28 protein-coding genes are annotated in these 23,523 nt (G+C 72.1%); 14 read left to right on the forward strand and 14 right to left on the reverse strand.

Going from position 1 to position 23,523, the window contains the following annotated elements; all coding sequences use genetic code 11:
- Positions 1-13 precede the first annotated feature (13 nt).
- Both ACH4S8_RS16575 and ACH4S8_RS16580 read right to left on the reverse strand, forming a co-directional pair.
- Complete coding sequence (locus tag ACH4S8_RS16575) at positions 14-2,137, reverse strand: trypsin-like peptidase domain-containing protein (protein WP_398394405.1); 2,124 nt, start codon at positions 2,135-2,137, stop codon at positions 14-16.
- A complete protein-coding gene (locus ACH4S8_RS16580) occupies positions 2,134-2,676 on the reverse strand; it encodes a CU044_2847 family protein (RefSeq protein ID WP_398395045.1) in 543 nt (180 codons plus the stop codon). The genes ACH4S8_RS16575 and ACH4S8_RS16580 overlap by 4 nt, the downstream gene beginning before the upstream one ends.
- A 155-nt stretch (positions 2,677-2,831) precedes the next feature.
- Between ACH4S8_RS16580 and ACH4S8_RS16585 the strand changes: the two genes are divergently transcribed.
- A complete protein-coding gene (locus ACH4S8_RS16585) occupies positions 2,832-3,017 on the forward strand; it encodes a DUF6104 family protein (RefSeq protein ID WP_007266501.1) in 186 nt (61 codons plus the stop codon).
- A 59-nt stretch (positions 3,018-3,076) separates the two neighbouring features.
- Here ACH4S8_RS16585 and ACH4S8_RS16590 read toward each other — a convergent pair whose 3' ends face one another.
- A complete protein-coding gene (locus ACH4S8_RS16590) occupies positions 3,077-3,910 on the reverse strand; it encodes a hypothetical protein (protein ID WP_398394408.1) in 834 nt (277 codons plus the stop codon).
- Between the two features lie 164 nt (positions 3,911-4,074).
- On the opposite strand from ACH4S8_RS16590, the gene ACH4S8_RS16595 reads away from it, so the two are divergent.
- Together ACH4S8_RS16595 and ACH4S8_RS16600 are read left to right on the forward strand one after the other, a co-directional pair.
- Positions 4,075-5,049 (forward strand): DUF4097 family beta strand repeat-containing protein, encoded by a 975-nt coding sequence (locus tag ACH4S8_RS16595; RefSeq protein WP_398394410.1) that lies wholly within the window; start codon positions 4,075-4,077, stop codon positions 5,047-5,049.
- A 1-nt stretch (position 5,050) separates the two neighbouring features.
- Positions 5,051-6,115 carry a helix-turn-helix transcriptional regulator gene (locus ACH4S8_RS16600; protein ID WP_398394412.1) on the forward strand — a complete coding sequence of 355 codons (1,065 nt, stop codon included), beginning with the start codon at positions 5,051-5,053 and terminating at the stop codon, positions 6,113-6,115.
- Positions 6,116-6,551: 436 nt separating this feature from the next.
- Here the strand turns inward: ACH4S8_RS16600 and ACH4S8_RS16605 are convergent, their stop codons facing one another.
- The 4 genes from ACH4S8_RS16605 to ACH4S8_RS16620 all read right to left on the reverse strand — a co-directional run bounded on the left by ACH4S8_RS16605 (position 6,552) and on the right by ACH4S8_RS16620 (position 10,023).
- Positions 6,552-7,139, reverse strand: a complete 588-nt coding sequence (locus ACH4S8_RS16605; RefSeq protein WP_398394414.1) for a Clp protease N-terminal domain-containing protein — start codon at positions 7,137-7,139, stop codon at positions 6,552-6,554.
- The gene (locus tag ACH4S8_RS16610) at positions 7,139-7,348 is read right to left on the reverse strand and encodes a helix-turn-helix domain-containing protein (RefSeq protein ID WP_010984411.1); all 210 of its coding nucleotides are present in this window, start codon (positions 7,346-7,348) and stop codon (positions 7,139-7,141) included. Before ACH4S8_RS16610 ends, ACH4S8_RS16605 begins: the two co-directional genes overlap by 1 nt.
- Positions 7,349-7,487: 139 nt before the next feature.
- On the reverse strand, positions 7,488-8,453 hold the full coding sequence (locus ACH4S8_RS16615; protein ID WP_398394416.1) for a zinc-binding dehydrogenase: 966 nt from the start codon (positions 8,451-8,453) through the stop codon (positions 7,488-7,490).
- A gap of 346 nt (positions 8,454-8,799) precedes the next feature.
- Positions 8,800-10,023 (reverse strand): NADP-dependent malic enzyme, encoded by a 1,224-nt coding sequence (locus ACH4S8_RS16620; protein ID WP_398394418.1) that lies wholly within the window; start codon positions 10,021-10,023, stop codon positions 8,800-8,802.
- 538 nt (positions 10,024-10,561) lie between these two features.
- Here ACH4S8_RS16620 and ACH4S8_RS16625 point away from each other — a divergent pair.
- From ACH4S8_RS16625 to ACH4S8_RS16635, 3 genes are read left to right on the forward strand one after another with little or no spacing between them, the layout of a single operon-like run.
- Positions 10,562-11,521, forward strand: coding sequence for an ABC transporter substrate-binding protein (locus ACH4S8_RS16625; RefSeq protein ID WP_398394420.1), 960 nt, complete (start codon positions 10,562-10,564; stop codon positions 11,519-11,521).
- A 33-nt stretch (positions 11,522-11,554) separates the two neighbouring features.
- Positions 11,555-12,484, forward strand: a complete 930-nt coding sequence (locus ACH4S8_RS16630; RefSeq protein WP_398394422.1) for an amino acid ABC transporter permease — start codon at positions 11,555-11,557, stop codon at positions 12,482-12,484.
- Positions 12,481-13,281: an amino acid ABC transporter ATP-binding protein gene (locus ACH4S8_RS16635; protein WP_398394424.1), complete on the forward strand. Its 801-nt coding sequence runs from the start codon at positions 12,481-12,483 to the stop codon at positions 13,279-13,281. Before ACH4S8_RS16630 ends, ACH4S8_RS16635 begins: the two co-directional genes overlap by 4 nt.
- 118 nt (positions 13,282-13,399) lie before the next feature.
- On the opposite strand, the gene ACH4S8_RS16640 is transcribed toward ACH4S8_RS16635, so the two are convergent.
- The 3 genes from ACH4S8_RS16640 to ACH4S8_RS16650 form a co-directional block, all read right to left on the reverse strand.
- Positions 13,400-14,179 carry a hypothetical protein gene (locus tag ACH4S8_RS16640; protein ID WP_398394426.1) on the reverse strand — a complete coding sequence of 260 codons (780 nt, stop codon included), beginning with the start codon at positions 14,177-14,179 and terminating at the stop codon, positions 13,400-13,402.
- Complete coding sequence (locus ACH4S8_RS16645; RefSeq protein WP_398394428.1) at positions 14,176-14,664, reverse strand: SigE family RNA polymerase sigma factor; 489 nt, start codon at positions 14,662-14,664, stop codon at positions 14,176-14,178. Before ACH4S8_RS16645 ends, ACH4S8_RS16640 begins: the two co-directional genes overlap by 4 nt.
- Positions 14,665-14,789: 125 nt before the next feature.
- Positions 14,790-15,548 carry a class I SAM-dependent methyltransferase gene (locus ACH4S8_RS16650; protein ID WP_398394430.1) on the reverse strand — a complete coding sequence of 253 codons (759 nt, stop codon included), beginning with the start codon at positions 15,546-15,548 and terminating at the stop codon, positions 14,790-14,792.
- 100 nt (positions 15,549-15,648) lie between these two features.
- Between ACH4S8_RS16650 and ACH4S8_RS16655 the strand changes: the two genes are divergently transcribed.
- Positions 15,649-16,278: a CGNR zinc finger domain-containing protein gene (locus ACH4S8_RS16655; protein WP_398394432.1), complete on the forward strand. Its 630-nt coding sequence runs from the start codon at positions 15,649-15,651 to the stop codon at positions 16,276-16,278.
- Here ACH4S8_RS16655 and sodX read toward each other — a convergent pair.
- Positions 16,182-16,616 carry a nickel-type superoxide dismutase maturation protease gene (gene sodX, locus ACH4S8_RS16660; protein WP_398395047.1) on the reverse strand — a complete coding sequence of 145 codons (435 nt, stop codon included), beginning with the start codon at positions 16,614-16,616 and terminating at the stop codon, positions 16,182-16,184. The genes ACH4S8_RS16655 and sodX overlap by 97 nt on opposite strands.
- Positions 16,617-16,761: 145 nt before the next feature.
- Between sodX and sodN the strand changes: the two genes are divergently transcribed.
- Positions 16,762-17,157, forward strand: coding sequence for a superoxide dismutase, Ni (gene sodN, locus ACH4S8_RS16665; protein WP_053662116.1), 396 nt, complete (start codon positions 16,762-16,764; stop codon positions 17,155-17,157).
- Positions 17,158-17,296: 139 nt separating this feature from the next.
- Here the strand turns inward: sodN and ACH4S8_RS16670 are convergent, their stop codons facing one another.
- A complete protein-coding gene (locus ACH4S8_RS16670) occupies positions 17,297-17,494 on the reverse strand; it encodes a hypothetical protein (RefSeq protein WP_037620896.1) in 198 nt (65 codons plus the stop codon).
- Between the two features lie 368 nt (positions 17,495-17,862).
- On the opposite strand from ACH4S8_RS16670, the gene ACH4S8_RS16675 reads away from it, so the two are divergent.
- Positions 17,863-19,248, forward strand: coding sequence for a DUF2254 family protein (locus tag ACH4S8_RS16675; RefSeq protein WP_398394435.1), 1,386 nt, complete (start codon positions 17,863-17,865; stop codon positions 19,246-19,248).
- Between the two features lie 143 nt (positions 19,249-19,391).
- On the opposite strand, the gene ACH4S8_RS16680 is transcribed toward ACH4S8_RS16675, so the two are convergent.
- Positions 19,392-19,601, reverse strand: coding sequence for a hypothetical protein (locus ACH4S8_RS16680; protein WP_398394437.1), 210 nt, complete (start codon positions 19,599-19,601; stop codon positions 19,392-19,394).
- 292 nt (positions 19,602-19,893) lie between these two features.
- Between ACH4S8_RS16680 and ACH4S8_RS16685 the strand changes: the two genes are divergently transcribed.
- From ACH4S8_RS16685 to ACH4S8_RS16705, 5 genes are all read left to right on the forward strand, one after another.
- Positions 19,894-20,310, forward strand: a complete 417-nt coding sequence (locus ACH4S8_RS16685; protein WP_398394439.1) for an SHOCT domain-containing protein — start codon at positions 19,894-19,896, stop codon at positions 20,308-20,310.
- A 150-nt stretch (positions 20,311-20,460) separates the two neighbouring features.
- A complete protein-coding gene (locus ACH4S8_RS16690) occupies positions 20,461-20,841 on the forward strand; it encodes a helix-turn-helix transcriptional regulator (protein ID WP_339135756.1) in 381 nt (126 codons plus the stop codon).
- A gap of 64 nt (positions 20,842-20,905) precedes the next feature.
- On the forward strand, positions 20,906-21,325 hold the full coding sequence (locus tag ACH4S8_RS16695) for a VOC family protein (RefSeq protein WP_398394441.1): 420 nt from the start codon (positions 20,906-20,908) through the stop codon (positions 21,323-21,325).
- A gap of 190 nt (positions 21,326-21,515) precedes the next feature.
- On the forward strand, positions 21,516-22,352 hold the full coding sequence (locus ACH4S8_RS16700) for a hypothetical protein (RefSeq protein ID WP_398394443.1): 837 nt from the start codon (positions 21,516-21,518) through the stop codon (positions 22,350-22,352).
- Positions 22,349-23,140 (forward strand): VOC family protein, encoded by a 792-nt coding sequence (locus ACH4S8_RS16705; protein WP_398394445.1) that lies wholly within the window; start codon positions 22,349-22,351, stop codon positions 23,138-23,140. Before ACH4S8_RS16700 ends, ACH4S8_RS16705 begins: the two co-directional genes overlap by 4 nt.
- A gap of 28 nt (positions 23,141-23,168) precedes the next feature.
- Here ACH4S8_RS16705 and ACH4S8_RS16710 read toward each other — a convergent pair whose 3' ends face one another.
- Positions 23,169-23,516 carry a DUF952 domain-containing protein gene (locus ACH4S8_RS16710; RefSeq protein WP_398394447.1) on the reverse strand — a complete coding sequence of 116 codons (348 nt, stop codon included), beginning with the start codon at positions 23,514-23,516 and terminating at the stop codon, positions 23,169-23,171.
- Positions 23,517-23,523: the final 7 nt, after the last annotated feature.

Raw genomic sequence — 23,523 nt, forward strand, 5'->3', positions numbered from 1 at the left:
TCCACCGTTGCGGTCACGGCGCCTCCAGCAGGTCCCCGGTCCCGGGCAGGGGCCGGCGCGGATCGTCGTAGAACAGGGCGATCCCGTGGGCCCAGTACGTCTCCGGCCGGCCCTCGCTCAGTCCGGCCCGCAGGGCGTGCACCAGTTCGGGCAGCCGGTCCGCGCCGCCCGCGCCCGCCACCGTGTCACCGGCTCTTCGGTGGAACTCGCCGCAGACCGCCTCGGACCGGCCGCGCCAGCGCCGCCACAGCGCGACGCCGTATCCGCCGTGCACGATCCGGACGATGGCGACCGGGTCGTCCTCGAAGCGGTGGTCGCCGTAGCGGCAGAGCACCGGGATCGTCTTGTGCGGCAGGCCGCGCAGCGACTCCGCCGCCGGTACCGGTACCCGCAGCCCGTCCTCGCAGTCGAGGATCTCGGCCTGTGCGCCGTGCGCGTGGATCCACCTCCAGCGGGCCTCCCGCTCGTGCCGCTCCTCGTCGGCGGGAAGCGGCTTGCCGCCCGGGGCGGCCGGGCCGGACGGTTCGGGCAGCTGCTCCCGGTCGGCACAGCGCACGACGACGGGCCGGTGGGCACCGAGCGGGGCCTCGTCGGGTCCGAGCCGCCAGGCGTCGACGTCGAGTCCGAGCAGCAGATGGGGCAGTGCCACCTGGAGACCGACGGGCCGTCCGGGTTCGTCGCACCGGCGGAAGGCCTCCGTCAGGTGCGGCGCGAGCACGGCCGGCAGCTCCTCCAGCGGAGTGCGCTCGCCGTCGCGCAGCCGCACCACCTCCCCGGTCGGCCCGCCCACCGAGACGTGCCAGTCGCAGCGGCCCGGCTCCCAGCCCAGCTGCTCCAGTTCGAGCAGCACGAACAGGCGGGGCGCACGGTCGGCGCTGTGCGCGGTGGCGTGCGCCGCCTCTGCTTCCGCCGCCGAGGGGCCGCGGGGCGCCAGCTGGAGCCGTTCGATCCACTGCTGGCCGAGCCGGCGCCGGTAGGCCGGGCCCGGGCGGCCCTCCGCGGTCTGGCGCACCCATTCCCACAGCGCCCGCTCGGCGGCCCGGGTGCCCGGGGTGACGAAGGGGCGGTCGGCGGCCACGGCCCGCATGGCGTAGTCGAGGACGAGGTCGAGGGCTGCGTCGTGGCGCGCGCTCTCGTACAGCGCCCCGAGTCCGTCGCGCCAGCCGCGCGGCGCCGGATGGGGTATCGCCGCCCGGTCACCCGCGAGGGATTCGAGCAGGTCGAGCAGGGCGCGGGTGCTGGCCGGCGGCGGCAGATCGGCGAGCCTGCCGAGCAGCTGGGTCCGTTCCTCGGGGCTGAGCACCCGGCCGGGCCGGGCGCCGAGCTGGTTCTGGACGTCGGCCCAGGTGTTGCGGTCGGTGTCCGGGTGGCGCTGCCGGTCCCGGTGGTAGCGGTCGTGGGCGTGGAAGACGGCCTGGTAGACGTCGTCGTGCTCGGCGGCCGTCTCCCCGGCCGGCACCGGCAGGGACCGCAGCTGCTCCACCCCCGTGCAGGTGCCGCCGAGCCCCCGGTCCGTGCGCGACTTCAGGACCCCGACGACCTCACCGCGTACGAGGTCGACGACCGGCCCGCCCGAGACGCCGGGCGGCAGCACGTCACCGCCGAGGCGGATCTGCTCGTCGTCGGACCAGCCGCCGAGCGTGCCCTGGACCGTGCAGGTGCCGCTCAGCCGGCGCAGCTTCCCGCCGACGACGGACCAGCCGGAGTAGAGGACGACCGCCTCCTCGTAGTAGGCGGCCGGGCGTTCGGTGACGTACGCGCAGTCGTGGTCCACCGGTTCGCGCAGCCGTACGAGCGCCAGGTCCGGGGACGGCCAGGTGCCGCGCACCGGGATCCCGGTGCGGTCGGGAAGGACGGTCGCGACCTCGCCGGTGACGGCGGACGTGCCGCGGCCCGGCCCCCTCTCGTACACCACCCGCACCTCGTTCCCCTCCCCGCTCCGGACCACATGCGCGCAGGTCAGAACCCAGTTCGGAGCGATGAAGAAGCCGCTCCCGAGGAACGTGCCGGGTTCGCCCTGGGCATACCCGGGGCCCGCGCGATGGATGCGTACGGTGGCGGCCATGACGAGATCACGCAGCGCACGGTGAGCGTTCCCGGGGCCGCCCGGTGCGCCCGGGGCGTGCCCGTCCGTCATGCTCCGTCCCCGCCGGAGGGGTCGGTGGCGCCGCCGTGCGCCGGGGCGCCGGGAGACGCGCCCGCGCCCGGGGCGGCTCGGTCCGGCTCCTGGAGCACTGCTCCGCCCGGCTCCCGGTGAGCAGCGGCAGCCGGCCCCTGGTCCGCGGCCGCGTTCGGCCTCTGGTCCGCGGCCGCGTCCGGTTCCAGGTCCGGCGGGCCGCCGTTCCAGGTGAGCGTGACCGTGATGGCCGCCTTGGCCTCGCCGTCCGCGAGCAGACCGACCACCTTGCCGGCCTTCGCGGTCAGCTCGATGCCGAACTCGACGCTGACCTCGTCGGGCCGCACCGCGCGCAGCGGGGCGGCGAGGGAGCGGGCGACGCCGGTGATCACCGACTGGAGGCTCTCGACCTGTGCCTCGACGCGCTCCGCGAAGCCGACGTCCGTCAGCGACAGCTCGCCGCCGGGATCCTCCAGCTCGTCCGCCCCCGAGATCCGGGCCCACACCGGTGTTCCGTCGGGCATCTCGATCCGTGCGATGCGCGTCACCGCGTCGCCCATGGCATCCCCCGTTCCCCCCACGCCCCCGTGGTACGAGCCGACCTTGCAGGCTAGCGGCAGGGGCCCGGGCACGACAGAGGCCCTCCGTGGGCCCCTTGCCCCCGCCTATCCTTTTCCCAGCGTTCCACTTCCCTTTCACCCACGGAGCACCATCCATGTACTTCACCGACCGCGGCATCGAGGAACTTGAGAAGCGGCGTGGCGAGGAAGAGGTCACCTTCGAGTGGCTCGCCGAGCAGTTGCGTACGTTCGTCGACCTCAACCCGGACTTCGAGGTGCCGGTGGAGCGGCTGGCGACCTGGCTGGCCCGGCTGGACGACGAGGACGAGGACGACGAGTAGGAGCTCGTACGGGTTCGCCTGAGCCCCGGCCCCGGACGCCGCTTTCGGGCCTAAGACGCTCAGTCGTAGGCGCGCAGCTGGTCGTACGCCAGGCCGAGGGCGCCGCGGAGCGTCAGGACCGCGCCGACGGCGATCCAGCCGCCGCTGTGCCGCCGGATTCCCCAGGCGGCGAGCGGGAGGCCGACGGCCAGCTGGACCGCGGCGAGGGTGCGGGCCCTCGGGCCGCGCAGCCAGGGCCCGAGACCCCCGCTCTCCACCACGTCGAGTTCGGCGCCCACGGCGGCACGCCAGCCGGACCACTCGATCTGCTCGGCGTCGGGCCGGATCCGGACCGCGTCGCGGAGGCGGTCCACGGGTTCCCCGGGTTCGACGCCGGCCGGGAGGAGCACCCCCGCGTGGGTGAGGACGGCGAGCAGCCCGCTCACGCGCGCGTGCGCGTCGGCCGCCGGGTCGGGCTGCGTCAGCGGTTCGAGCGCCTGCATGTCGAGGACCGGGTCGAGGCCCAGCCGGGCGGCGAAGGTGCGCATCGCCTCGTCCTCGCCGACCGGGGTGCCGTTCGCCAGCCATTCGTAGCCCACGGTGCGGCGGAAACCCGAGGCCAGGGTGAAGCCGCTGCGGTCGGTGTCCCACCACAGGGCGAGGACGGGCCAGGGCGCGCCGACGGCGAGTGCGGCGGCCCAGCCGGTGAGCACGCGGTCCACGGGTTCCGTGCCGTGCTGCCAGGGTTTGCCCTCGGGGACCAGCACGCTCCAGTCGGGTCCCGCCCCGGCGAGCAGCATCCGCTCGCGCAGCAGTTGGGCGGCGGGACCGGCCGACTCGGGACGGGCCCGGCACAGCAGCAGGGCGCCGGGGGCCGGACGGTCGTGCCCGGACGCGCCGGAGGCAGTCGACATAGCCCCACTTTAGGGCGATTTGCCTACTTCGATGCAGCAATGATCCCCAGAACGGGTGTCTTGACTTTCCGTATCCGCGATATATCGTGAATGCGGAAGACGCGATATGGCGCGTCGAGTTCGGGCTCGCACGAGGGTCCGGTCCGGTCGAGGAGGTCTGCACCATGTCCGAGTGGTCCGTGACAGAGCCGAGGAAGCTCTCCTTCGACGGCCCGGTGCGAACGCTGCGCGTGCGCATCGTCAACGGAACAGTGAACGTCGTGGGGACCGACGAGGGTTCCGCCCGGCTGGAGGTGTCCGAGCTGGACGGCCCCCCGCTCCAGGTGACCCAGGAGGACGGCACGCTCACGGTGGCCTACGAGGACCTTCCCTGGAAGGGCTTCCTCAAGTGGCTCGACCGCAAGGGCTGGCGTCGTGCGGCCGTGGTCTCCCTGGCCGTACCGGCCGGCACGCACGTCGAGGTGGGCGTGGTCGGCGCCGCCGCCGTGGTCTCGGGTGTGGACGGGCGGGTCCAGGTGAAGGGCGTCACCGGCGACACCACGCTCGTCCGCGTCGCGGGTCCCGCGCACGTGGAGACCGTCTCGGGGAACCTGGAGGCTCAGGCCGTCACCGGCGACCTCCGGTTCAACTCCGTCTCCGGGGACCTGACCGTCGTCGAGGGCTCCGGCTCCTCCGTGCGCGCCGAGTCGGTGAGCGGCTCGATGATCGTGGACCTGGACGCCACGGGCTCGCCCACCGACGTCCGGCTGTCGAACGTCTCGGGCGAGATCGCCATCCGGCTCCCCCACCCCGCGGACGCCGAGGTCGAGGCCAACACCGCGAGCGGCAGCGTCTCCAGCGCCTTCGAGGACCTGCGGGTCAACGGCCAGTGGGGCGCCAAGAAGATCACCGGCCGTCTCGGCGCGGGCAACGGCCGGCTGAAGGCGATGACCGTCTCGGGCTCCATCGCCCTGCTGCGCAGGCCTCCGGCGGAGGACGAGCCGTACGAGGATGTTCCCGGGCCCCGGGACGCGGCCCCTTCGGCCGTCCCGGACACGACCGCGGACGACACCGCGAACGACACCGCGGACGACACCAGGGACGACGCCGCCGCCGAGGGCCGGCCGGCCGGCTCCGCGACCGACAAGAAGGTGCTCTGACATGGCCCCCGTCTTCGCCCACGGCCGACTGCGCCTGTATCTCCTCAAGCTGCTGGACGAGGCCCCGCGCCACGGGTACGAGGTGATCCGTCTCCTGGAGGAGCGCTTCCAGGGCCTGTACGCGCCCTCGGCGGGCACCGTCTACCCCCGGCTGGCGAAGCTGGAGGCCGAGGGACTCGTCACGCACACCTCCGAGGGCGGCCGGAAGGTGTACGCGATCACGGACGCGGGCCGGGCCGAACTGGCGGACCGCAGCGGTGAGCTGGCCGATCTGGAACTAGAGATCCGCGAGTCGGTCGCGGAGCTCGCGGCGGAGATCCGCGCGGACGTCCGGGGCGCGGCCGGTGACCTGCGCCGCGAGATGCGGGAGGCGGCCACGGAGGCGCGCCGCGGCTCCTCGGGGGGCGCCCGGCAGAAGCAGCACGACGATCCGGCGGGCGGGTTCGGCCTCGACGACTTCCAGGACAGGGAGTCGTGGCGGGCGGCGAAGGAGGAGATGCGGCGCGCCCGTCAGGAGTGGAAGGAGCAGGCCCGCCGCGCGAAGGACGAGAGCCGCCGCGCCCGTGACGAGGCGCAGCGTGCCCGCCGCCAGGCCAAGGAGGCGCACGAGAAGGCCCGCGCGCAGGCCCAGGAGGAGATGCAGCGCATGGCCAAGCGCGTCCAGGACCAGGTCCAGGACCATTTCGCGCGCGGGGACTGGCCGACAGGCGTGCGCGAGGGGCTGACCGAACTGGCCAAGGAGTTCGGCGACTTCGGGAAGAACTTCGGCAAGGACCTCGGCAAGGAGTTCGGCTTCGGCCGGGCACCGTCCGGAGCACCCGTGGAGCCGGAGTACTCGGCCACACCGGAGGACTTCCCCGCCGCGTACGAACCCGCCTGGGCCCACGAGGACTCCACGGGCAACCCCGCCCGGGACCTGGACCGCCTGCTGGACCGCTTCCGTGACGACATCCGCGACGCGTCCCGCGACCACGGGGTGACGGAGGACCAGCTCCGCGACATCCGCCGCCACCTGTCGGCGGCGGCGGCCCACATCGGCACGGCCCTGCGGAGCGGGCGACCGTAGTCCCCCGGCCCCGGCGATCCTCCCCCGGGGCACCCGGTCCCGGGCCGACGGGCCTCACCCATGGCCCCGCCGGCCCGGTCGGCAGCGGTTGTCACCGGCCGGCGCCGACCCCGCGGCCAACGCCGACGGGCGCCGGTCCGCGTCGGCCGGCACCCGTCGGCTCTCGCCGGGCACCCCGGTGATCCTCACGGGCCGGGGGCACCCATGACCCCGTCGGCCGGGTTCACGCCGGTTGTCACGGACCGGCCCGACCCGTGCCGACCAGCACCGGTCGACGCCGGTCGGCGCCGGCCACGCTCAGCGGCCGTCGCCGGTCGGCGCGCCGACCGGAAGGCCACACCGGCCGGAGGTCCGGCTCCACCGGCGTTTCCGCCCGGGAGCCATCCGGATCGGCGGGGCCGCGCCCACGGCCCCGCCGGTCCGGTCGGCCTCCGGTTCACCCCGCCTTTGCCACGCCGTCCTCGCCGGACGCCCCGGACGGGCCGTACAGCACGCGGGTCACCGACTCGTAGGTGACGCCGTGATCGGCCAGTGCCTCGGCGGCGACCCCGCCCCGCAAGGTGATCGCCAGCAGCAGGTGCTCGTCCCCGATGTGCCGGTCCCGTCGGGCGACGGCGATCCGCAGGGCTCGTACCAGCACGTCCTTCGCCTCCTGTCCGAAGGGCCGGCGCCGCACGCGCCTGCCGTTCCCGCCGCGCCCGCCCGACTCCAGCGCCCCTTCCCCGTGGGCCTCCTCGATCCGGGAGACGATCTCGGACAGGTCGATACCGAGCCCGGAGAGGGCGTCCGCGTCGGCGCGCGAGAGCCCGCCCCTGCGCCGCGCCTCGGCGAGGTCCCGCTCCAGCGACTCCCGGAACCCGGCCTCCCCGAGCGATGTCAGGGCGAAGGAACCCCGGCTGCCCTCCCGGTCGAGGAGGGCCAACAACATGTGCTCCTCCTCGACGCTCCCGGCCCCCACCCGCCCGGAGTGCGACACCGCGCCCTCGACGACGGCACGCGCGTCCTTCGTGAAGCGTTCGAACATCACTGCCTCCCGTACTTCTTGTGCACGGCCTGCCTGCTCACTCCGAGTTCCGCGGCGATCTCCTGCCACGACCAGCCCTGATTGCGCGCGCTGCGCACCTGTACCGCCTCCAGCTGCTCCAACAGCCTCCGCAGCGCGGAGACCGCCCGCAGCCCGATCCGCGGATCGCGGTCACCCGCGCGCTCGGCGAGATCCGTTGCTTCGGTCATGATGTCAACCTACGTTGACACCCTCTCCATGTCAACCAAAATTGACACTCCTGGCTGCCGGACATGCGAAAGGCGGGTCCGGCACGCCGGACCCGCCTTCACCACTCGACTCGACTCCTCCGAGGCAGTCAGCCCGCCATCAGCCCGCCGTCAGCACGATCTTGCCGAACAGATCGCCGGACTCCAGCCGTTCGAACCCCTCGCGGGCCCGGTCGAGCGGCAGCACCTCGTCGACGACGGGCCGCACCCCGGTGGCCGCGCAGAAGGCCAGCAGGTCCTCCAGCTCGTCCTTCGTGCCCATGGTGGAGCCGACCACCTTGAGTTCGAGGAAGAAGATCCGCGTCAGCTCGGCGTGCGAGGGCCGGTCCCCGCTGGTGGCACCCGAGATCACGACGGTTCCGCCGGGACGCAGCGACTTGACCGAGTGCGACCAGGTGGCGGCGCCGACCGTCTCGATGACCGCGTCCACCCGCTGCGGCAGCCGCGCCCCGGGCTCCAGCGCCTCGACGGCGCCGAGTTCGACCGCCCGCTTCCGCTTGGCCTCGTCACGGCTGGTGGCGAAGACCCGCAGCCCGGCGGCCTTTCCGAGCACGATCGCGGCAGTGGCCACGCCCCCGCCGGCCCCCTGGACGAGCACCGAATCGCCGGGCCGCACCCCGGCGTTGGTGAACAGCATGCGGTACGCGGTCAGCCAGGCGGTCGGCAGACAGGCGGCCTCCGCGAAGGACAGCTCCTTGGGCTTCGGCAGGACGTTCCACGTCGGCACGGAGACCTGCTCGGCGAAGGTGCCCTGGTAGCGCTCGGTGAGGATGGACCGGGGCTCCTCGGGGCCGACCCCGTGTCCGCTCTGGCCGATGACGGAGTGCAGGACGACCTCGTTGCCGTCCTCGTCGATCCCGGCGGCGTCGCAGCCGAGGATCATCGGCAGCTTGTCCTCGGCGAGGCCGACCCCGCGCAGCGACCAGAGGTCGTGGTGGTTGAGGGAGGCGGCCCGTACGTTCACGGTCGTCCATCCCGGCCTCTGTCCGGGGGCCGGGCGCTCCCCCAACTCCAGGCCGTTCAGCGGCTGGTCACGGTCGATTCGGGCGGCATAGGCAGCGAACATGACCTTGACGATAGGCTCCGCCCCCGGCCGGGGGAACCGTCTCCGCCTGTGACACGTCCCCCACCGACCGGGTGGCCCCGGGCACAGGCTCCTTCGCCCCCTCCGCCCCTACCCGTCCCATACCTGGGGACTGCCGCCCCCAGACCCCCGCTTCGGCCTGAACGGCCTCGTCCTCAAACGCCGGACGGGCTGAAACTCTCCGGCGGGAAGATCAAGCCCCTCCGGCGATCGAGGAGCGGGGGGCCGGGGGCAGCGCCCCCGTGACGGGACGGGTAGGGGCGGAGGGGGCGAAAAAGCCGACCCCGCCGGGAGGAAGCCTCCCGGCGGGGTCACGGTGAGCGTCGGCTCAGCGGCGGGCGACGCCCTCGGCCCGGGCGGCGGCGGCCACCGCGGCCGTCACCGCCGGAGCCACCCGCTCGTCGAACGGCGAGGGAATGACGTAGTCCGCGGCGAGGTCGTCCCCGACGACCGCGGCCAGCGCGTCGGCGGCGGCGATCTTCATGCCCTCGGTGATCCGGGAGGCCCGGACCTGGAGCGCACCGGCGAAGATCCCCGGGAAGGCCAGCACGTTGTTGATCTGGTTCGGGAAGTCCGACCGCCCGGTCGCGACGACGGCCGCGTACTTGTGGGCGATGTCGGGGTGCACCTCGGGGTTCGGGTTGGCCATCGCGAAGACGAAGGCGTCCTTCGCCATGGAGGCGACCGCAGGCTCCGGCACCGTACCGCCGGAGACGCCGATGAAGACGTCGGCGCCCGCGAGCGCCTCCTCCAGCGAACCGGAGATCCCCGCCTTGTTGGTGATCTCCGCCAGCTCGCGCTTGACGTCCGTCAGGTCGTCCCGGTCCCGCGACACGACGCCCTTGCGGTCGGCGACCGCGACATCGCCGAGGCCGGCCTCCAGCAGGAACTTGGCGATGGCGATACCGGCCGCGCCCGCCCCGGAGATCACCGCGCGCAGGTCGCCGAGCGAGCGCCCGGTGAGCCTGGCGGCGTTCCGCAGGGCCGCGAGGGTGACGACCGCGGTCCCGTGCTGGTCGTCGTGGAAGACGGGAATGTCCAGCCGCTCCTGGAGCTTGCGCTCGATCTCGAAGCACCGCGGTGCCGAGATGTCCTCCAGGTTGACGCCGCCGAAGGAGGGAGCGAGCCGGACCACGGTCTCGACGATCTCGTCGACGCCGGTGCAGGCGAGCGCGATCGGCACCGCGTCCACACCGCCGAACTGCTTGAACAGAATGGCCTTGCCCTCCATGACGGGGAGCGAGGCCTCCGGGCCGATGTCACCGAGCCCGAGCACTGCCGTGCCGTCGGTCACCACAGCGACCACGGACGACTTCCACGTGTAGTCGTGGACGAGTTCCGGCTGCTCGGCGATCGCGCTGCACACCTTCGCGACGCCGGGCGTGTAAGCCAGGGACAGGTCGTCCTTGTCACGGACGGGCACGGTGGCTTGCACTGCCATCTTGCCGCCGCGGTGCAGCGCGAAAGCCGGGTCGAAGGAATCGAGGGGCTCTGCCCCGCCTTCGTGATCCGTACTGCTGTCGCTGCGAGGATTGACGATCTCCGCTGCCACTTTGTTTACCCCTTAAGTCTTCATTGTTTGAGGGTGTCCACTCCTGGTTGAGGGGTGGGCGGGCACCGCGCAGGCCCTGCCGCCGTGGTTGCGTACGGGCCGCTGCGCGACGGGCGCGCCGCACACGCGCCCTGAGCCCCGGATGAGGGGTGTAAAGAACCTTCTTACCGGACGGACGGCATCGAGGACGAGTCGATAGAGCCAAGATCACACATCGGTGAGATGACTCATGCCCGCATCCATTGACACATACGGACATGTCCTCGTTCTGACACAAGTGCCGCGTAGCGGTCTTCCGCCTGTCGCGACGCACCGAAGATCTTCCGGCCGGAAGGGAGGATTCCCGCACATGATCCGGCCGAGCGCTACCGCCCGGTAGTGGTTCGGGGGTCACCCGTTATCCGATTTTGACATAGCGCTCACCCTGAATCTCGCGGTCCGAATGGCAAGATGCCGTCATTACACGAGGTCGCGACACTCGATGGTGTGTGTTTCCGTCGACCTATCGGCTACAGCCAGATCCGCCGGAGGAACCCTCATGACCGCACGCACCACCCGTCGTACCAAGGCCGCACAGTCCCGGATAGCAGCGGTCGGCGCGATCGCGGTCGCCGGCGCGCTGGTCCTCACCGGCTGCGGTGACCAGACGGACAAGAGCAGCGACACCAGCAGCTCGGGCACCGCCTCGGCACCGCTCGCCGACAAGCTCCCCGCCGACATCAAGAAGGCGGGCGTCATCAAGGTGGGCTCGGACATCGCCTACCCGCCGGTGGAGTTCATCCAGAACGGCAAGGCCGTCGGCATCGACCCCGACATCGCCGACGCCCTCGGCAAGCAGCTGGGCGTGAAGTTCGAGTTCCAGAACGGCAAGTTCGACAACCTCATCGTGGGTCTGCAGGCCAAGCGCTTCCAGGTGCTCATGTCGGCGATGAGCGACACCAAGGACCGCCAGAACGGCGTCGACTCCGCCACCGGCAAGAAGGTCGGCAACGGTGTCGACTTCGTCGACTACTTCACCGCCGGCACCTCGATCCTCGTCCAGAAGGGCAACCCCAAGGGCGTCAAGTCCCTGGACGACCTGTGCGGCCAGGTGGTCGCGCTGCAGAAGGGCACCACGTCCGAGGGCATCGCCAAGGCCCAGAGCACGAAGTGCACGAAGGACGGCAAGAAGGCCATCACCCTGCAGACCTTCGACACCGACCCCGAGGCGCTGCTCCGTCTGAAGCAGGGTGCTTCCGTCGCCGACCTGAACGACTTCCCGGTGGCGGCCTACAACGCGAAGACCTCCGGCGGCGGCAAGGACTTCGAGGTCGTCGGCGAGCAGATCGAGGCCGGCCCGTACGGCATCGCGATCGGCAAGGACAACACCCAGCTGCGCGACGCCCTCCAGGCCGCCCTGGCCGCGATCATCAAGAACGGTGACTACCAGAAGGTCCTGGAGAAGTGGAACGTCACTCAGGGTGCGGTCACCGAGGCCAAGGTCAACGGCGGCTCCTGAACAGCGTTCGAGCAACACTGAAGGGCTGTCACTGTGACTGATCCGGTCGACAAGACTCCGGCGGCGACGCTGCCGCCGGAGCAGATCAAGGCCATCCCCGTGCGGCACTACGGCCGCTGGCTGTCCGCCGTCGTGGTCATCGCGCTCGTAGCACTGATCGTTGTCGCGTTCTCCAACGCGAACATCAACTACAGCGTCATCCCCGACTACCTCTTCGACCCGGGCATCGTCTCCGGCGCGTGGACCACGCTGTACATCTCCGTGCTGGCCATGGTGCTCGGCGTCACCCTCGGCGTGGTCCTCGCCGTCATGCGGCTGTCGTCGAACCCGGTCACGAGCACCGTGTCCTGGTTCTACATCTGGATCTTCCGGGGCACCCCGGTCCTGGTCCAGCTGCTGCTCTGGTACAACATCTCGCTCGTGTTCCCCGTCCTGAACCTGGGGTTCTACAAGAACGAGATGAACCAGGTGATGACCCCGATCCTCACCGCGCTGCTGGGACTCGGCCTGAACGAGGCCGCGTACATGTCGGAGATCGTCCGCGCCGGCATCCAGTCGGTCGACGAGGGGCAGACGGAGGCGTCGCACGCGCTGGGCATGACCCAGGGCAAGACGCTGCGCCGGGTGGTCCTCCCGCAGGCCATGCGGGTGATCATCCCGCCGACCGGCAACGAGTTCATCAACATGCTGAAGACCTCGTCGCTGGCCTACGCGGTCCAGCTGCCGGAGATCATCAAGAAGGCCACGGACATCTCCAGCACCTCGCTGGCGGTCGTCGAGATGTACTTCGTCGCCTGCATCTGGTACCTGTTCCTGACCACGATCTTCAGCATCGTGCAGTACTACATCGAACGGCGTTACGCCCGTGGTTCGACGCGCAACCTGCCGCCGACGCCCCTCCAGCGTCTGAAGAAGAACCTCCGAATGTTCGGTTCGTTCCGCCGCCCGGAGGTGGCCCGATGACCGGTCTCAGCAAGGACGTCACGCCGTCGAACAGCGGCGCGCCCATGGTCAGGGCCGAGGGCGTGCACAAGTCCTTCGGGCTCGCGCACATCCTCAAGGGCATCGACCTCGTGGTGAACCCGCGCGAGGTGTTCTGCCTGATCGGCCCGTCCGGTTCCGGCAAGTCCACCTTCCTGCGGTGCATCAACCACCTGGAGAAGATCAGCGCCGGAAAGCTGTACGTCGACGGCGACCTGGTCGGCTACCGGCAGAAGGGCGACAAGCTCTACGAGCTGAAGGAGAAGGAGGTCGCGGCGCAGCGGCGGGACATCGGCATGGTGTTCCAGCGCTTCAACCTCTTCCCGCACATGACGGCTCTGGAGAACGTCATGGAGGCGCCGGTCCAGGTCAAGAAGGAGACCAAGGCGGTCGCCCGGGAGCGCGCCGAGCGGCTTCTGGACCGGGTGGGCCTCGGGGACCGCAAGGGTCACTACCCCTCGCAGCTCTCCGGCGGCCAGCAGCAGCGCGTGGCCATCGCCCGTGCCTTGGCGATGCAGCCCAAGCTGATGCTCTTCGACGAGCCGACCTCGGCTCTCGACCCCGAGCTCGTCGGCGAGGTCCTGGACGTGATGCGGGACCTGGCCGAGGACGGCATGACGATGATCGTCGTCACGCACGAGATGGGCTTCGCCCGCGAGGTGGGCGACAACCTGGTCTTCATGGACGACGGTGTGGTGGTCGAGTCCGGCAACCCGCGCGACGTCCTGACGAACCCGCAGCACGAACGGACCCAGGCGTTCCTGTCCAAGGTTCTCTGACCGGAACACCCGCGCCCCCGGGCGCAGGAACAAGGGGCGGTACGGGTCTCCCGTACCGCCCCTTCCCCATGTCCGTTCCGGTCCCCCGTCGTCGAGCCCTGTCGCCGAGCCCTTCCCGCTACTTGCGCAGCGCCGGGTTCTGGACCAGTTTGCCCAGCTGGGCCCGGGTCAGCGGCGGGGTCCTGAGCAGCGGGCCGAGCTGCCCCTTGCCCTGGAACCCGGTGCTGGCCCGCACCTCGACGAAGCTGCCGTCCTTCAGGACCAGGCGCGCGTCGAGCTCCCGTCCCCCGGCCGGAACCGGGTGCAGGGCGGGATCGGTCGGAGGCGTCTCCCAGAGGGCCAGAAGGCTGCCGTCGGACAGCTTCTGTGTGGTGCAGCCGAGGCGCCCGTCCTTGGGGGCGTCCTTGCAGGGGTTGCCCAGGCCCTTGCCGCCCGTCTTCGTCGCGATCCCGGACGCGGTGACCACGCCCACGGCGATGTAGCCGACCCCGCCGGGCCGGGCGACGGCGTAGGCACCGTCGTACGGACCGACCGGCTCGGGCTCCGGGGCCTTCGGCGCCTGCTTGAACAGACGCACCAGCGAGATCTCGCTGATCTTCCCGGTCCCGGCGGGGAGCAGCTTCGCGAAGCGGCCCGCCTTGGTCGTGTACTCACCGGCCGTGGGCGTGCTCGCCACGCTCGCGCCGTGCCCGGTGTCGTCCAGCATGCCGGGCCCGAAGACCAGACCGGCCGCGACGGCCGCCGCGACGGCGCCGGTCGCCGCCGTGCGCCGGCGCCACCGCACCCGCGAGGCCTTCGCGAAGACCGTCTCGCTGCCCCGGCTCCCGGGCACCTCGACCTCGTCCACGGCCCGCCCGAGCAGTTCCCTCACGTACTCCGTCTCCGCTTCCTGATTCATGCGTATTCCTCCCGCACCGCGGCCCTCAGTGCCGCGAGTCCCCTGGCCGTGTGGCTCTTGACCGTGCTCTCCCGCATCCCGAGGACCTGGGCCGTGGCGGCCACGCTCAGGTCCTCCCAGTAGCGCAGGACGAGCACGGCCCGCTGTTTCGGCGCGAGTTCCGCGAGCGCGGCCCGCACCATGAGTCCGGTGTCGCTGTCGACCGACCGCCCCGCCACGTCCGGCACCTCGCCGTACGCGTGCTCGCGCCGCCAGAACCGGCGGCGGGCGGAGATGAAGGTGTTGACCAGCGTCTTGCGCGCGTAGGCCTCGAGACTTTCGAGGCGTCCGTGCCGCCGCGCGCCGAGGACGACCTTCACCAGCGTCGTCTGGACGAGGTCCTCCGCCTCGTCGCGATTGCCGCACAGCAGATAGGCACTGCGGAACAGGGCCGGTCGTCTGCCCTCCACGAAAGCGTGCAGAGCGGCTTCCTCGCCGCGCGTCATCCCGCCCCCTTCCCGGCCCGCGCTCGCGGACCGTCTCACCCTTCCAGTGCGGCGGGAGGTGCCGCAGGACGCGGAAGAGGCGGTACGGATTTTCCGTACCGCCTCCAACAGGGCTCCCGCGCGGGCTACTTGACCGCGAGCACCAGTGCGTCCGAAGGGGAGCGCCATACCGCCCGGGCCTCGGCGAAGCCCTGTTCGCGCAGCACGCGCGCGTGCCAGTCGGCGGAGGGCGTGTCGCCGTCGGCGTGCTCGCCGTAGATCTCGAAGCGGCGGGCGGTGGGGGCGGCGAGGACGGGGTCCTGGGCGGCCGCCTCCCACCATTCGGCCCAGTCGAGGGCGCCGTCCCGCTTGGCTCGGTCCATGCGGGCGTGCCGCTGGGCGCGCTCGGCGGCGTCGATCCGGGGTGTCGTCCCGTCGGGCATGTGGTCGGCGTTCATGAACACACCGCCGTCGCGGACGAGTTCGGCGATCTGGCCGTAGAGGGCGGCGAGGGGTTCGCTGTGCAGCCAGTGCAGGGCCGTGGCGGTCAGGACGGCGTCGTACGTGTCGTACGGGAGCCGGTCACGCCAGGTGGGGTCCTTGAGGTCGGCGGTGACGAAGCGGACGCGGTCGTCGCCGGCGAAGGTGCCCTCGGCGATGGCGAGGAGGGCGGGGTCGAGGTCGACGCCGGTGCTGGTGGCGCCGGGGAGGCGGGCGAGCAGCCGGGCGGTGACGGTGCCGGTGCCGCAGGCGAGGTCGAGGACGCGGGGCGCGGGTCCGGCGAGCGCCTCGGTCATGTCGAGCATCACCCGGAAGCGGTCCTCGCGGTCCGGCATGTACCACTCCTGCTGCCGGTCCCAGCTCCGCTGCCAGGCCTGCCAGTCGGTCCCGGTGCCGATGGCCATGAAAGCCCCTCCTCCAGTCGACCACGTAATACCCTGTAAGTGCGATCAGCTGTTACCTGACCACCGCCACGACGATAGAGCGCCCCCGTAAGGACTACAAGTGGAACTGGCCTATTACTCGGATTACGCCGTCCGCCTCGTCAACACCGAGGAACCGGTCCGGGGCAAGGACTCGCTGACCTCGGTCGAGGCCGTCCGTGACCTGTTCGGGGGCAACGCCTCGGCGGCCCGCCGTGCCGCGGAGGCGGACGTCACCCGCTTCCGTTCGGTACGGGGACGGCTGCGCGCGGTCTTCGAGGCGGCGGCCGGCGGCGAGGAGACCCTCGCCGTGGACCTGCTGAACTCCCTGCTCCTCGAGTTCCCGGTGAGCCCGCAGATCTCGGGGCACGACCACCGCGACGACGACGGCCGCCCGCTGTGGCACATGCACCTGGCGGACCACCCGTCGAACGCGACCGCGGGCTACGCGGCGATCGCGGCGATGGGCCTCGCCTTCCATCTGACCGAGTACGGCGTGGACCGGCTCGGCCTGTGCGAGGCCGCCCCGTGCCGCAACGCCTACCTGGACACCTCGACCAACCGCTCCCGGCGCTACTGCTCGGACCGCTGCGCGACCCGTGCCAACGTCGCGGCCTACCGCGCCCGCAAGCGCCTGGAGGCCGACCGGGCCGGAAGCACCGGCCTCGCGGCCGCCAGCACCCAGCGGACGACGCCGAACGGGGAGCGCTGACCCGCCGCCGGAGGCCGGAAACGGAACCGCACCTTTCCCAGGACGAGTTCCTCGGGAACGGTTCCGTAGTCGGTGCTGTCCCCGCCCGCGAACGTGTTGTCCCCGAGCACCCACCAGCCGCCGTCACGCCGTTCGGCGATCCGCTTCACGACGAGCAGGTCCTGCTGGAACGGGTGCCGCAGGACGACGACATCGCCCGGCCTCACCCTCGCCCCCCACTGAACGAGGAGCCGGTCCCCGTGCTGGAGTGTGGGCACCATCGAGGGGCCCGTCACCTCCGCCGCCCCGAACGGCAGCAGAGCCTTCCCGCGTTCGGTCTCCCGCGACAGCTCCGGCATCAACGGCACCTCCCCGGTCCTATCCTCCACCAGTCCCAGTTTCACCCCGGACTTTTGTCGTAAGCCCATGGGGGCACCCGCGAAAACACCTCTCCTACGGAGTAATGTCCCACCTGAGAAGACGATCACGAGGAAGGACAGCTCAATGCTCTCCCGCCTGTTTGCCCCCAAGGTCAAGGTCAGCGCGCACTGCGACCTGCCCTGCGGCGTGTACGACCCGGCCCAGGCCCGCATCGAGGCGGAGTCGGTCAAGGCCGTCCAGGACAAGATGGCCGGCAACGACGACCCGCACTTCCAGGCCCGCGCCACGGTCATCAAGGAGCAGCGCGCCGAGCTCGCCAAGCACCATGTGTCGGTGCTCTGGAGCGACTACTTCAAGCCCCCGCACTTCGAGAAGTACCCGGAGCTGCACCAGCTGGTGAACGACACCCTCAAGGCCCTCTCGGCCGCGAAGGCGTCCACCGACCCGGCGACGGGCCAGAAGGCGCTGGACTACATCGCCCAGATCGACAAGATCTTCTGGGAGACCAAGAAGGCCTGACCTTCGCCCGGGCCGTGCGAACCGCGTCCTCGCGGATCGCGTCGCCCACCTGTCCGCACCCGGTCCGCGAGCCGCCGTTCCCGGCGGTTCGACGGTCCGGGTGCGTACTGCTTTTCCGGGGCCGGCCGGTGTGCCCCGGTCACACGGGCAGCTGGCGCATCTCGATCACCCGCAGCCCCAGTGCCTGGAACCGGGTGAGCAGTCCGTACAGATGGGCGTCGTCGATCACGGTGCCGAAGAACAGGGTCTGCTCTTTCGTACGAACCCTGTCGAGTTCGGCGAAGGCCGAGGCGAGCGTGTCCGAAACAATGCCGGCGATGCGGAATTCGTAGCGCATACGAGCACTTCCCTCGGGGCCGGGGCGCGGGTCCGCTGCGATGCCCTGCCATCGTCGGCCGCGCGCGCCGATGTGGCATCCCCCGGTGCGGGCGACATCCGCCTGCCTCGGAAACCACACTCACACCCTCGCCTCTCCACCTTCCACCCGCGCCCCGGCACCGCGCCCCCTCCGGGCACGGAAAAAGGCCGGAAAATCCGAAAAGGGTGAGCGGACGCGGTGCTCACCTCCGGCGGGTGAGGCGGCGGGGGCTCACCCCGGCGGGTGAGGGGACGCGGGGGCGGTGATGCGGGGGGTCGTGCGGGCGGTGAACCTTGAGGGGCGGGTCCGCGTTCCGCCGGGCCCGGGACCGCCTCGGAGGATGCCCGATGAACGCATCCGCGCCAGTCGACCGGAACGCCTCCGTCCGCACCGGCCGCGCCGCGTTCCGCCGGCGCCGGCGGCTGCGCGCGGGTCTGCTCCAACTGGTGTCCACCGGCGTCGGACTGGGCCTCGGCCTGGTCGTCCCGGAGATCCGCCGCGGGCCCGTGCTGCCGTCCCGCCCGGTGGCCGAGCTGCTGCTCGCGACCGGCTTCGGGGTGCTCGGCGCGGCCACCGTCGTCTTCTCCGTCCTGTTCCTCGTGGTGCAGTGGGCCGCCACCACCTTCACCCCACGGCTCACCCTGTTCCGGGACGCGCCGATCGTCTGGCGGACCTTCGCCTTCGTCGTCGGCCTGACCGCCTTCTGCGCCACCGCGGCCCTGGATGTCGCCGGCCGGGAGCACGTCTCGGTGATCGTGCCGGTCTGCGCGGGCGTCCTGCTGCTCCTGCTGCTGGCGCTGCTGCGCGGCCTTCTGCTCCAGGCCGTCGCCGCGATCCAGCTGGCCCCGGTGCTCCGCTCCGTCTCCGAACGGGGCCGGACCGGCCTCGACGCCCTCGACGCCCTCGACGCGAGCGGACCGGAAGGTGTCGCGGGCCCCGGGAACCCGGACGCCCCCGGGAGCCGGGGAGGCCCGGCCGGTCCCGGTCCGGACCGGCTGCGGTCCACGGTCGGCTGGACGGGCGCCGGCACGGTGCTGCAGCGCGTGGACACGGACCGGCTGGCGGGTGCCGCGCGGGCGGCGGACGCGGTCGTCGTCCTGCGGGTGGGCCCCGGCACCGCCCTGCGGTACGGCATCACCGTCGCCGAGGTCTACGACGGCGAACTCCCCGGCTCCGCCGTCCTGCGCGGCCTGGAGACCGGCGCCGAGCGGGTCTTCGACCAGGACCCGGAACTCGCGTTCCGGCTGCTCGCCGACATCGCGCTCAGGGCGCTGTCCCCGGCGGTCAACGACCCCGCCACGGCGGTGCAGGCACTGGACGCCCTGGAGGATCTGCTGCGCCGGCCGGCCCCGGCGCGGGCCCGGCCGCGTGAGGTCACCGACCGGGCGGGCACCGTACGGGTGCTCGTGCCGCTGCCCGGATGGGAGGACTTCCTGCGGACCGCGCTCGACGACGTGATCCCGGCGGCCCGGAACTCCCCGATGGTCCTCATCCGTCTCCGCACGCTCCTGGAGGACCTGCGCGGCACGGGCCACGGCCGCCCCGACCAGCCGATCGCCAGGCGTCTGGCCTGGGTGGACGAGGAACTCGACGCCCGGTTTCCCCGGCTGCGGGACATCCTCGCCGAGGAACGAGGGAACCGCGGGGAGGACGCGTCACACGCGGAAGGCGGTACGGGCCCGGCGGAAGGCGGCGCGGGCCGGACGGGCCGGGAGCCACCGGACGGCGGGTGAGCGGGGCGCCGAAGGCCCCGGAGGGCCCCGGAGGGCCGGACCGCCCCCGTCCGGAAGTCCGTGACGGCGGATGTGCGAGCTCACCCGCGGAGGGTGATCCGTCGGGGCGGGGGGTGACCGCACTCTGGAGCCGGAGCAAGACGTCACGCGTCAGAGAGGGCACCGCTCATGGCCTGCATCCAGCGGCAGATCCGGCCCGTGCCGGGTGCGCCGCGCCCCGGGCCCGTCCGCCACGGCCCGAAGGACCCCGGACGGTCCTTCGCGGCACCGCGGCCCTCGGGATCCCCGCGGCGCACGCCGTCGATGCGGCCGCTGCCGCCCCCGGACGACGCCTCGAACGTCGCACCGCTCACGCCGAGCACACCGGGCGGCCCCGTGACGGCCCGTCCCGTGTGTCCGGGGGGTCCCGCTCGCCCCCCGCCTTCGAGCGTCTGTCCGCCGGCGGACACCGCAGCACCGTCCCCGTCCGCCACACCACCGCGCTCTGCGCACTGACCCCCCAGGCCGTTCGGCCGGCCGCACCCCACGCCGGCCGGACCTGGGCGGAATCCCCGAGATCGCGACCCGGCGCCCGGCGACAGTTCGATCCGCCCGACACCTTGGCAACGCTCGCGGAGATGTCGCACAACCGACAGGAGTTCGACCATGAACGGCTCGACGGTCAATCTGGCAGCGGACTACCCCCTGCTGCAGGTCTTCTGGACCACGATGTGGTTCTTCCTCTGGATCCTCTGGTTCATGCTGCTGTTCCGCGTCATCGGGGACATCTTCCGCGACGACGACCTGAACGGCTGGGGCAAGGCGGGCTGGTGCGTCTTCGTCGTCATCCTGCCCTTCCTGGGCATCTTCGTGTACCTGATCGCGCGGGGCCGCGGCATGGGCGAGCGCGAGATGCGGCGCATCCAGAAGAACCAGGAGGACATGAACGCCTACATCCGTGAGACCGCCGGCGGCAGCACCGGCAAGGCCGACGAACTGGCGAAGCTCGCGGACCTCAAGACCCACGGCCACATCACGGCCGAGGAGTTCGAGAAGGCCAAGGCGAAGGTCCTCGCCGCCTGACGGCACGGACACCCCCGCGCACGAACGACCACCGCCGTCCCCCGGGCCAGTGATCCCCCGGGGGACGGCGGTCCGTTGTGCCATTCTGGGGACGTGGCGAATCCCAGACCGCTCGAGGACCTGGTCCGGCTCCGGCAGGCGCGCGACCGGATGAACCGTGAGTACGCCGAGCCGTGGGACATGGCCACGCTCGCGCGCACCGCGCTGATGTCGCCCGGACACTTCCAGCGCAGTTTCAGGGAGGCGTTCGGCGAGACCCCGTACACCTATCTGATGACCCGCCGGATCGAGCGCGCGAAGGCGCTGCTGCGGCGCGGCGACATGACGGTGACCGAGGTGTGCTTCGCGGTGGGCTGCACCTCGCTCGGTTCGTTCAGCTCCCGGTTCACGGAGCTGGTGGGCGAGACCCCGAGCGCGTACCGGGCCCGCCCGCACGACCACGGCGCCCCCATCCCCTCCTGCGTGTCCCGCCGGCTCACCCGCCCGGCCCGCCACCGCAACCCGGAGGCGGAACCGGGCACGCGCCTCTAGCGGACGCCGCCCGAACCCCGTCGCTCCGCCGCGAAGGCGCGAGCCTCGGCATTAGGTTGGACGCATGGATCTGAAACTGTCCCAGTGCTTCATCTCCGTCGACGACCACGACAAGGCGCTCGCCTTCTACCGTGACGTGCTCGGCATGGAGGTCCGGGGTGACGTCGGGTTCGAGGGGATGCGGTGGGTCACCGTCGGTTCGCCGCTCCAGCCGGACGTGGAGATCGTCCTGGAACCCCCGGGGGCCGACCCGGACGCCTCTCCCGCGGACAAGCAGGCCATGGCCCAGCTGCTGGCCAAGGGGATGCTGCGCGGCGTGATCTTCTCGACGACCGACTGCGACGAGCTGTTCGAACGGGTCCGCGCCGCGGGCGCCGACGTCGTCCAGGAGCCCGAGGACCAGCCGTACGGCCTGCGGGACTGCGCGTTCCGCGACCCGGCGGGCAACCTCCTGCGTTTCACGCAGAAGCGCGCCGCCGGCTGACCGGGAGGACCCACGGACGGCCCGGCGCTCCTCCGGGGCCGCGGGACCGGCCGGCGTTCCCGGGGGTCCGCGGATGTCCGCCGGGGGGCGGCGGAGGGGCGGGACCGCGCGGGAGGGACACTACGTCCGTGTGCCGCGCGGGCGTGATCCGCCCGCGCGGGGAACCGTCCGAAGCCCCGAGGAGCCACTCGTGCCGTCCGCTCGCCCCCGCGTCCTGTTCGTCAGCGACCTGGCCTATCCGGCCAAAGGGCGGCGGTACTGCGACGAGGACATCGCCCTGACCTCGCGGCTGCGCGAGGCGTTCGACATCGCCGTCTGCCACCCGCTGGACGCGGCCGCGCTGATGACCGGCTTCGACGCCGTGGTCGTACGCAACAGCGGGCCGGTCCTGCACTACCAGGCCGCGTACGACGCGTTCCGCGAGCGGGCGCTCGCGGCGGGGGTCCGCGTCTACAACCAGCTGTCGGGCAAGGGGGACATGGCCGGCAAGGGCTACCTGCTGGAGCTGACCGCGGCCGGGTTCCCCGTCATCCCGACCGTCGACCGCGCCGAGGACCTGGACCTGCTGCCCGAGGCCGACGTGTACGTGGTGAAGCCGAAGCAGGGGGCGGACTCCATCGGCCTGGAGTTCGTGCCGCGCGAGAGGCTCGCCGCCCTGCCGTTCGGCGACGTCCTCGTCCAGCCGCGCGTCGAGTTCCGCTACGAGGTGTCGTTCTACTTCGTCGACCACACCCTGCAGTACGCCCTGTACGCGCCCGACCCGGAGCGGCGCTGGGCCCTGGAGCCCTACGAACCGACCGACGAGGACCGGGAGTTCGCGCAGCGGTTCGTCGACTGGAACGACATCGCGTACGGCATCCAGCGCGTGGACGCCTGCCGTGCTCCCGGCGGCGAGCTGCTGCTCGTCGAGCTGGAGGACCTCAACCCGTATCTGTCCCTGGACGTCCTCTCCCCCGAGGCCCGGGACTCCTTCGTCGCGCGGATGACGGCGTCGCTGCGCGCCCTGATCGCACAGGAGACGGTATGAGCCACGGCGGCGGCGAGGCGGAGAACATCCCGCAGGCCACGGGCCCGGTCGTCCGGTGGACCCATGTCTTCGTCGACCGGCCCGCGGCGGACCTCGGACCCGCGCTCGGTTTCTGGACGGCGGTCACCGGCACGACACTGTCCGAACCCCGGGGCGAGCGCGGCGAGTTCGTGACGCTGCTGCCCGGCGAGGGCGACGCCTGCGTGAAGGCGCAGGGCATCGGGGACGGTCCCGGGGGCGCCCATCTGTGCCTGTCCGTCGAGGACGTGCCGGCGCTGGTGGAGCGGTCGCTGCGGCTGGGCGCCACGGTCGTGGCGGACCACGGCGGATGGGCCGTACTGCGTTCCCCCGGCGGCCAGTTGTTCTGCGCGGTTCCCTGGGAGGGCGAGTCCGAGCGGCCGCCGGTCACCGAGGGGCCGGGCGGGACGACGAGCCGGCTCGACCAGGTGAGCATCGACCTGGCACCGGACGTGTTCGACGCCGAGACCGTCTTCTGGAGCGGGCTCACGGGGTGGGAGTCCCTCCCCGGAGCGCTGCCGGAGTTCCATCTGATCAGGCCGCCCGCCGGGCTGCCGCTGCGCATCCTGCTGCAGCGCCTCGGCACCGACCGCCCCACCTCGGCCCACCTGGACCTCGCCTGCTCGGACGTCGAGGCGGTCCGGGCCGCCCACGAGGCCCTCGGGGCGACGGCGGTCGGGCGGGGTGCTCGCTGGACGGTGATGCGGGACCCCGTCGGCGGCGTCTACTGCCTGACCGGACGCGATCCCGTGACGGGCAGCCTGCCGTAGCCGGCGTTCGCGGCAGGCCCCCGCGCGGTCAGGCCCGGGCCGCCCCGCCCTGGTCCCAGACCTCCACGTCCACGACGGCGTCGACCGCGATCGGCCCGTAGACGTGCGGGAACTCCTCCCCGCCGGGCTTCATCGCCTCGAAGCGGACCGGTGCCGTGAGCCGTTCGGCGTCGATCACGAGGACCACGAGTTCGTCGGGTCCGGTGTAGGAGCCGTACACCATGGCGGCCACGGCGGGGAGTTGGCGGCGCAGCGAGCAGTGGATGAAGCCCTCCTCCTGCAGGGTCCGGCCGCGGGTGGAGATCTCGAAGGCGCCCGACGCGCGGGCCGCTTCCCACAGGGAACGCTCGGTCAGGTGCAGCAGAGGTTCGGACATGCGGACC

Source organism: Streptomyces sp. NPDC021080, assembly GCF_044333225.1.
Classification (GTDB): domain Bacteria; phylum Actinomycetota; class Actinomycetes; order Streptomycetales; family Streptomycetaceae; genus Streptomyces.

Coding starts and splice junctions, on each gene's coding strand:
- ACH4S8_RS16575 (WP_398394405.1), bottom strand. CDS start 2,137: ATGACGGACGGGCACGCCCCGGGCGCACCGGGCGGCCCCGGGAACGCT.
- ACH4S8_RS16580 (WP_398395045.1), bottom strand. CDS start 2,676: ATGGGCGACGCGGTGACGCGCATCGCACGGATCGAGATGCCCGACGGA.
- ACH4S8_RS16585 (WP_007266501.1), top strand. CDS start 2,832: ATGTACTTCACCGACCGCGGCATCGAGGAACTTGAGAAGCGGCGTGGC.
- ACH4S8_RS16590 (WP_398394408.1), bottom strand. CDS start 3,910: ATGTCGACTGCCTCCGGCGCGTCCGGGCACGACCGTCCGGCCCCCGGC.
- ACH4S8_RS16595 (WP_398394410.1), top strand. CDS start 4,075: ATGTCCGAGTGGTCCGTGACAGAGCCGAGGAAGCTCTCCTTCGACGGC.
- ACH4S8_RS16600 (WP_398394412.1), top strand. CDS start 5,051: ATGGCCCCCGTCTTCGCCCACGGCCGACTGCGCCTGTATCTCCTCAAG.
- ACH4S8_RS16605 (WP_398394414.1), bottom strand. CDS start 7,139: ATGTTCGAACGCTTCACGAAGGACGCGCGTGCCGTCGTCGAGGGCGCG.
- ACH4S8_RS16610 (WP_010984411.1), bottom strand. CDS start 7,348: ATGACCGAAGCAACGGATCTCGCCGAGCGCGCGGGTGACCGCGATCCG.
- ACH4S8_RS16615 (WP_398394416.1), bottom strand. CDS start 8,453: ATGTTCGCTGCCTATGCCGCCCGAATCGACCGTGACCAGCCGCTGAAC.
- ACH4S8_RS16625 (WP_398394420.1), top strand. CDS start 10,562: ATGACCGCACGCACCACCCGTCGTACCAAGGCCGCACAGTCCCGGATA.
- ACH4S8_RS16635 (WP_398394424.1), top strand. CDS start 12,481: ATGACCGGTCTCAGCAAGGACGTCACGCCGTCGAACAGCGGCGCGCCC.
- ACH4S8_RS16640 (WP_398394426.1), bottom strand. CDS start 14,179: ATGAATCAGGAAGCGGAGACGGAGTACGTGAGGGAACTGCTCGGGCGG.
- ACH4S8_RS16645 (WP_398394428.1), bottom strand. CDS start 14,664: ATGACGCGCGGCGAGGAAGCCGCTCTGCACGCTTTCGTGGAGGGCAGA.
- ACH4S8_RS16650 (WP_398394430.1), bottom strand. CDS start 15,548: ATGGCCATCGGCACCGGGACCGACTGGCAGGCCTGGCAGCGGAGCTGG.
- sodX (WP_398395047.1), bottom strand. CDS start 16,616: ATGCCGGAGCTGTCGCGGGAGACCGAACGCGGGAAGGCTCTGCTGCCG.
- sodN (WP_053662116.1), top strand. CDS start 16,762: ATGCTCTCCCGCCTGTTTGCCCCCAAGGTCAAGGTCAGCGCGCACTGC.
- ACH4S8_RS16670 (WP_037620896.1), bottom strand. CDS start 17,494: ATGCGCTACGAATTCCGCATCGCCGGCATTGTTTCGGACACGCTCGCC.
- ACH4S8_RS16675 (WP_398394435.1), top strand. CDS start 17,863: ATGAACGCATCCGCGCCAGTCGACCGGAACGCCTCCGTCCGCACCGGC.
- ACH4S8_RS16685 (WP_398394439.1), top strand. CDS start 19,894: ATGAACGGCTCGACGGTCAATCTGGCAGCGGACTACCCCCTGCTGCAG.
- ACH4S8_RS16690 (WP_339135756.1), top strand. CDS start 20,461: ATGAACCGTGAGTACGCCGAGCCGTGGGACATGGCCACGCTCGCGCGC.
- ACH4S8_RS16695 (WP_398394441.1), top strand. CDS start 20,906: ATGGATCTGAAACTGTCCCAGTGCTTCATCTCCGTCGACGACCACGAC.
- ACH4S8_RS16705 (WP_398394445.1), top strand. CDS start 22,349: ATGAGCCACGGCGGCGGCGAGGCGGAGAACATCCCGCAGGCCACGGGC.
- ACH4S8_RS16710 (WP_398394447.1), bottom strand. CDS start 23,516: ATGTCCGAACCTCTGCTGCACCTGACCGAGCGTTCCCTGTGGGAAGCG.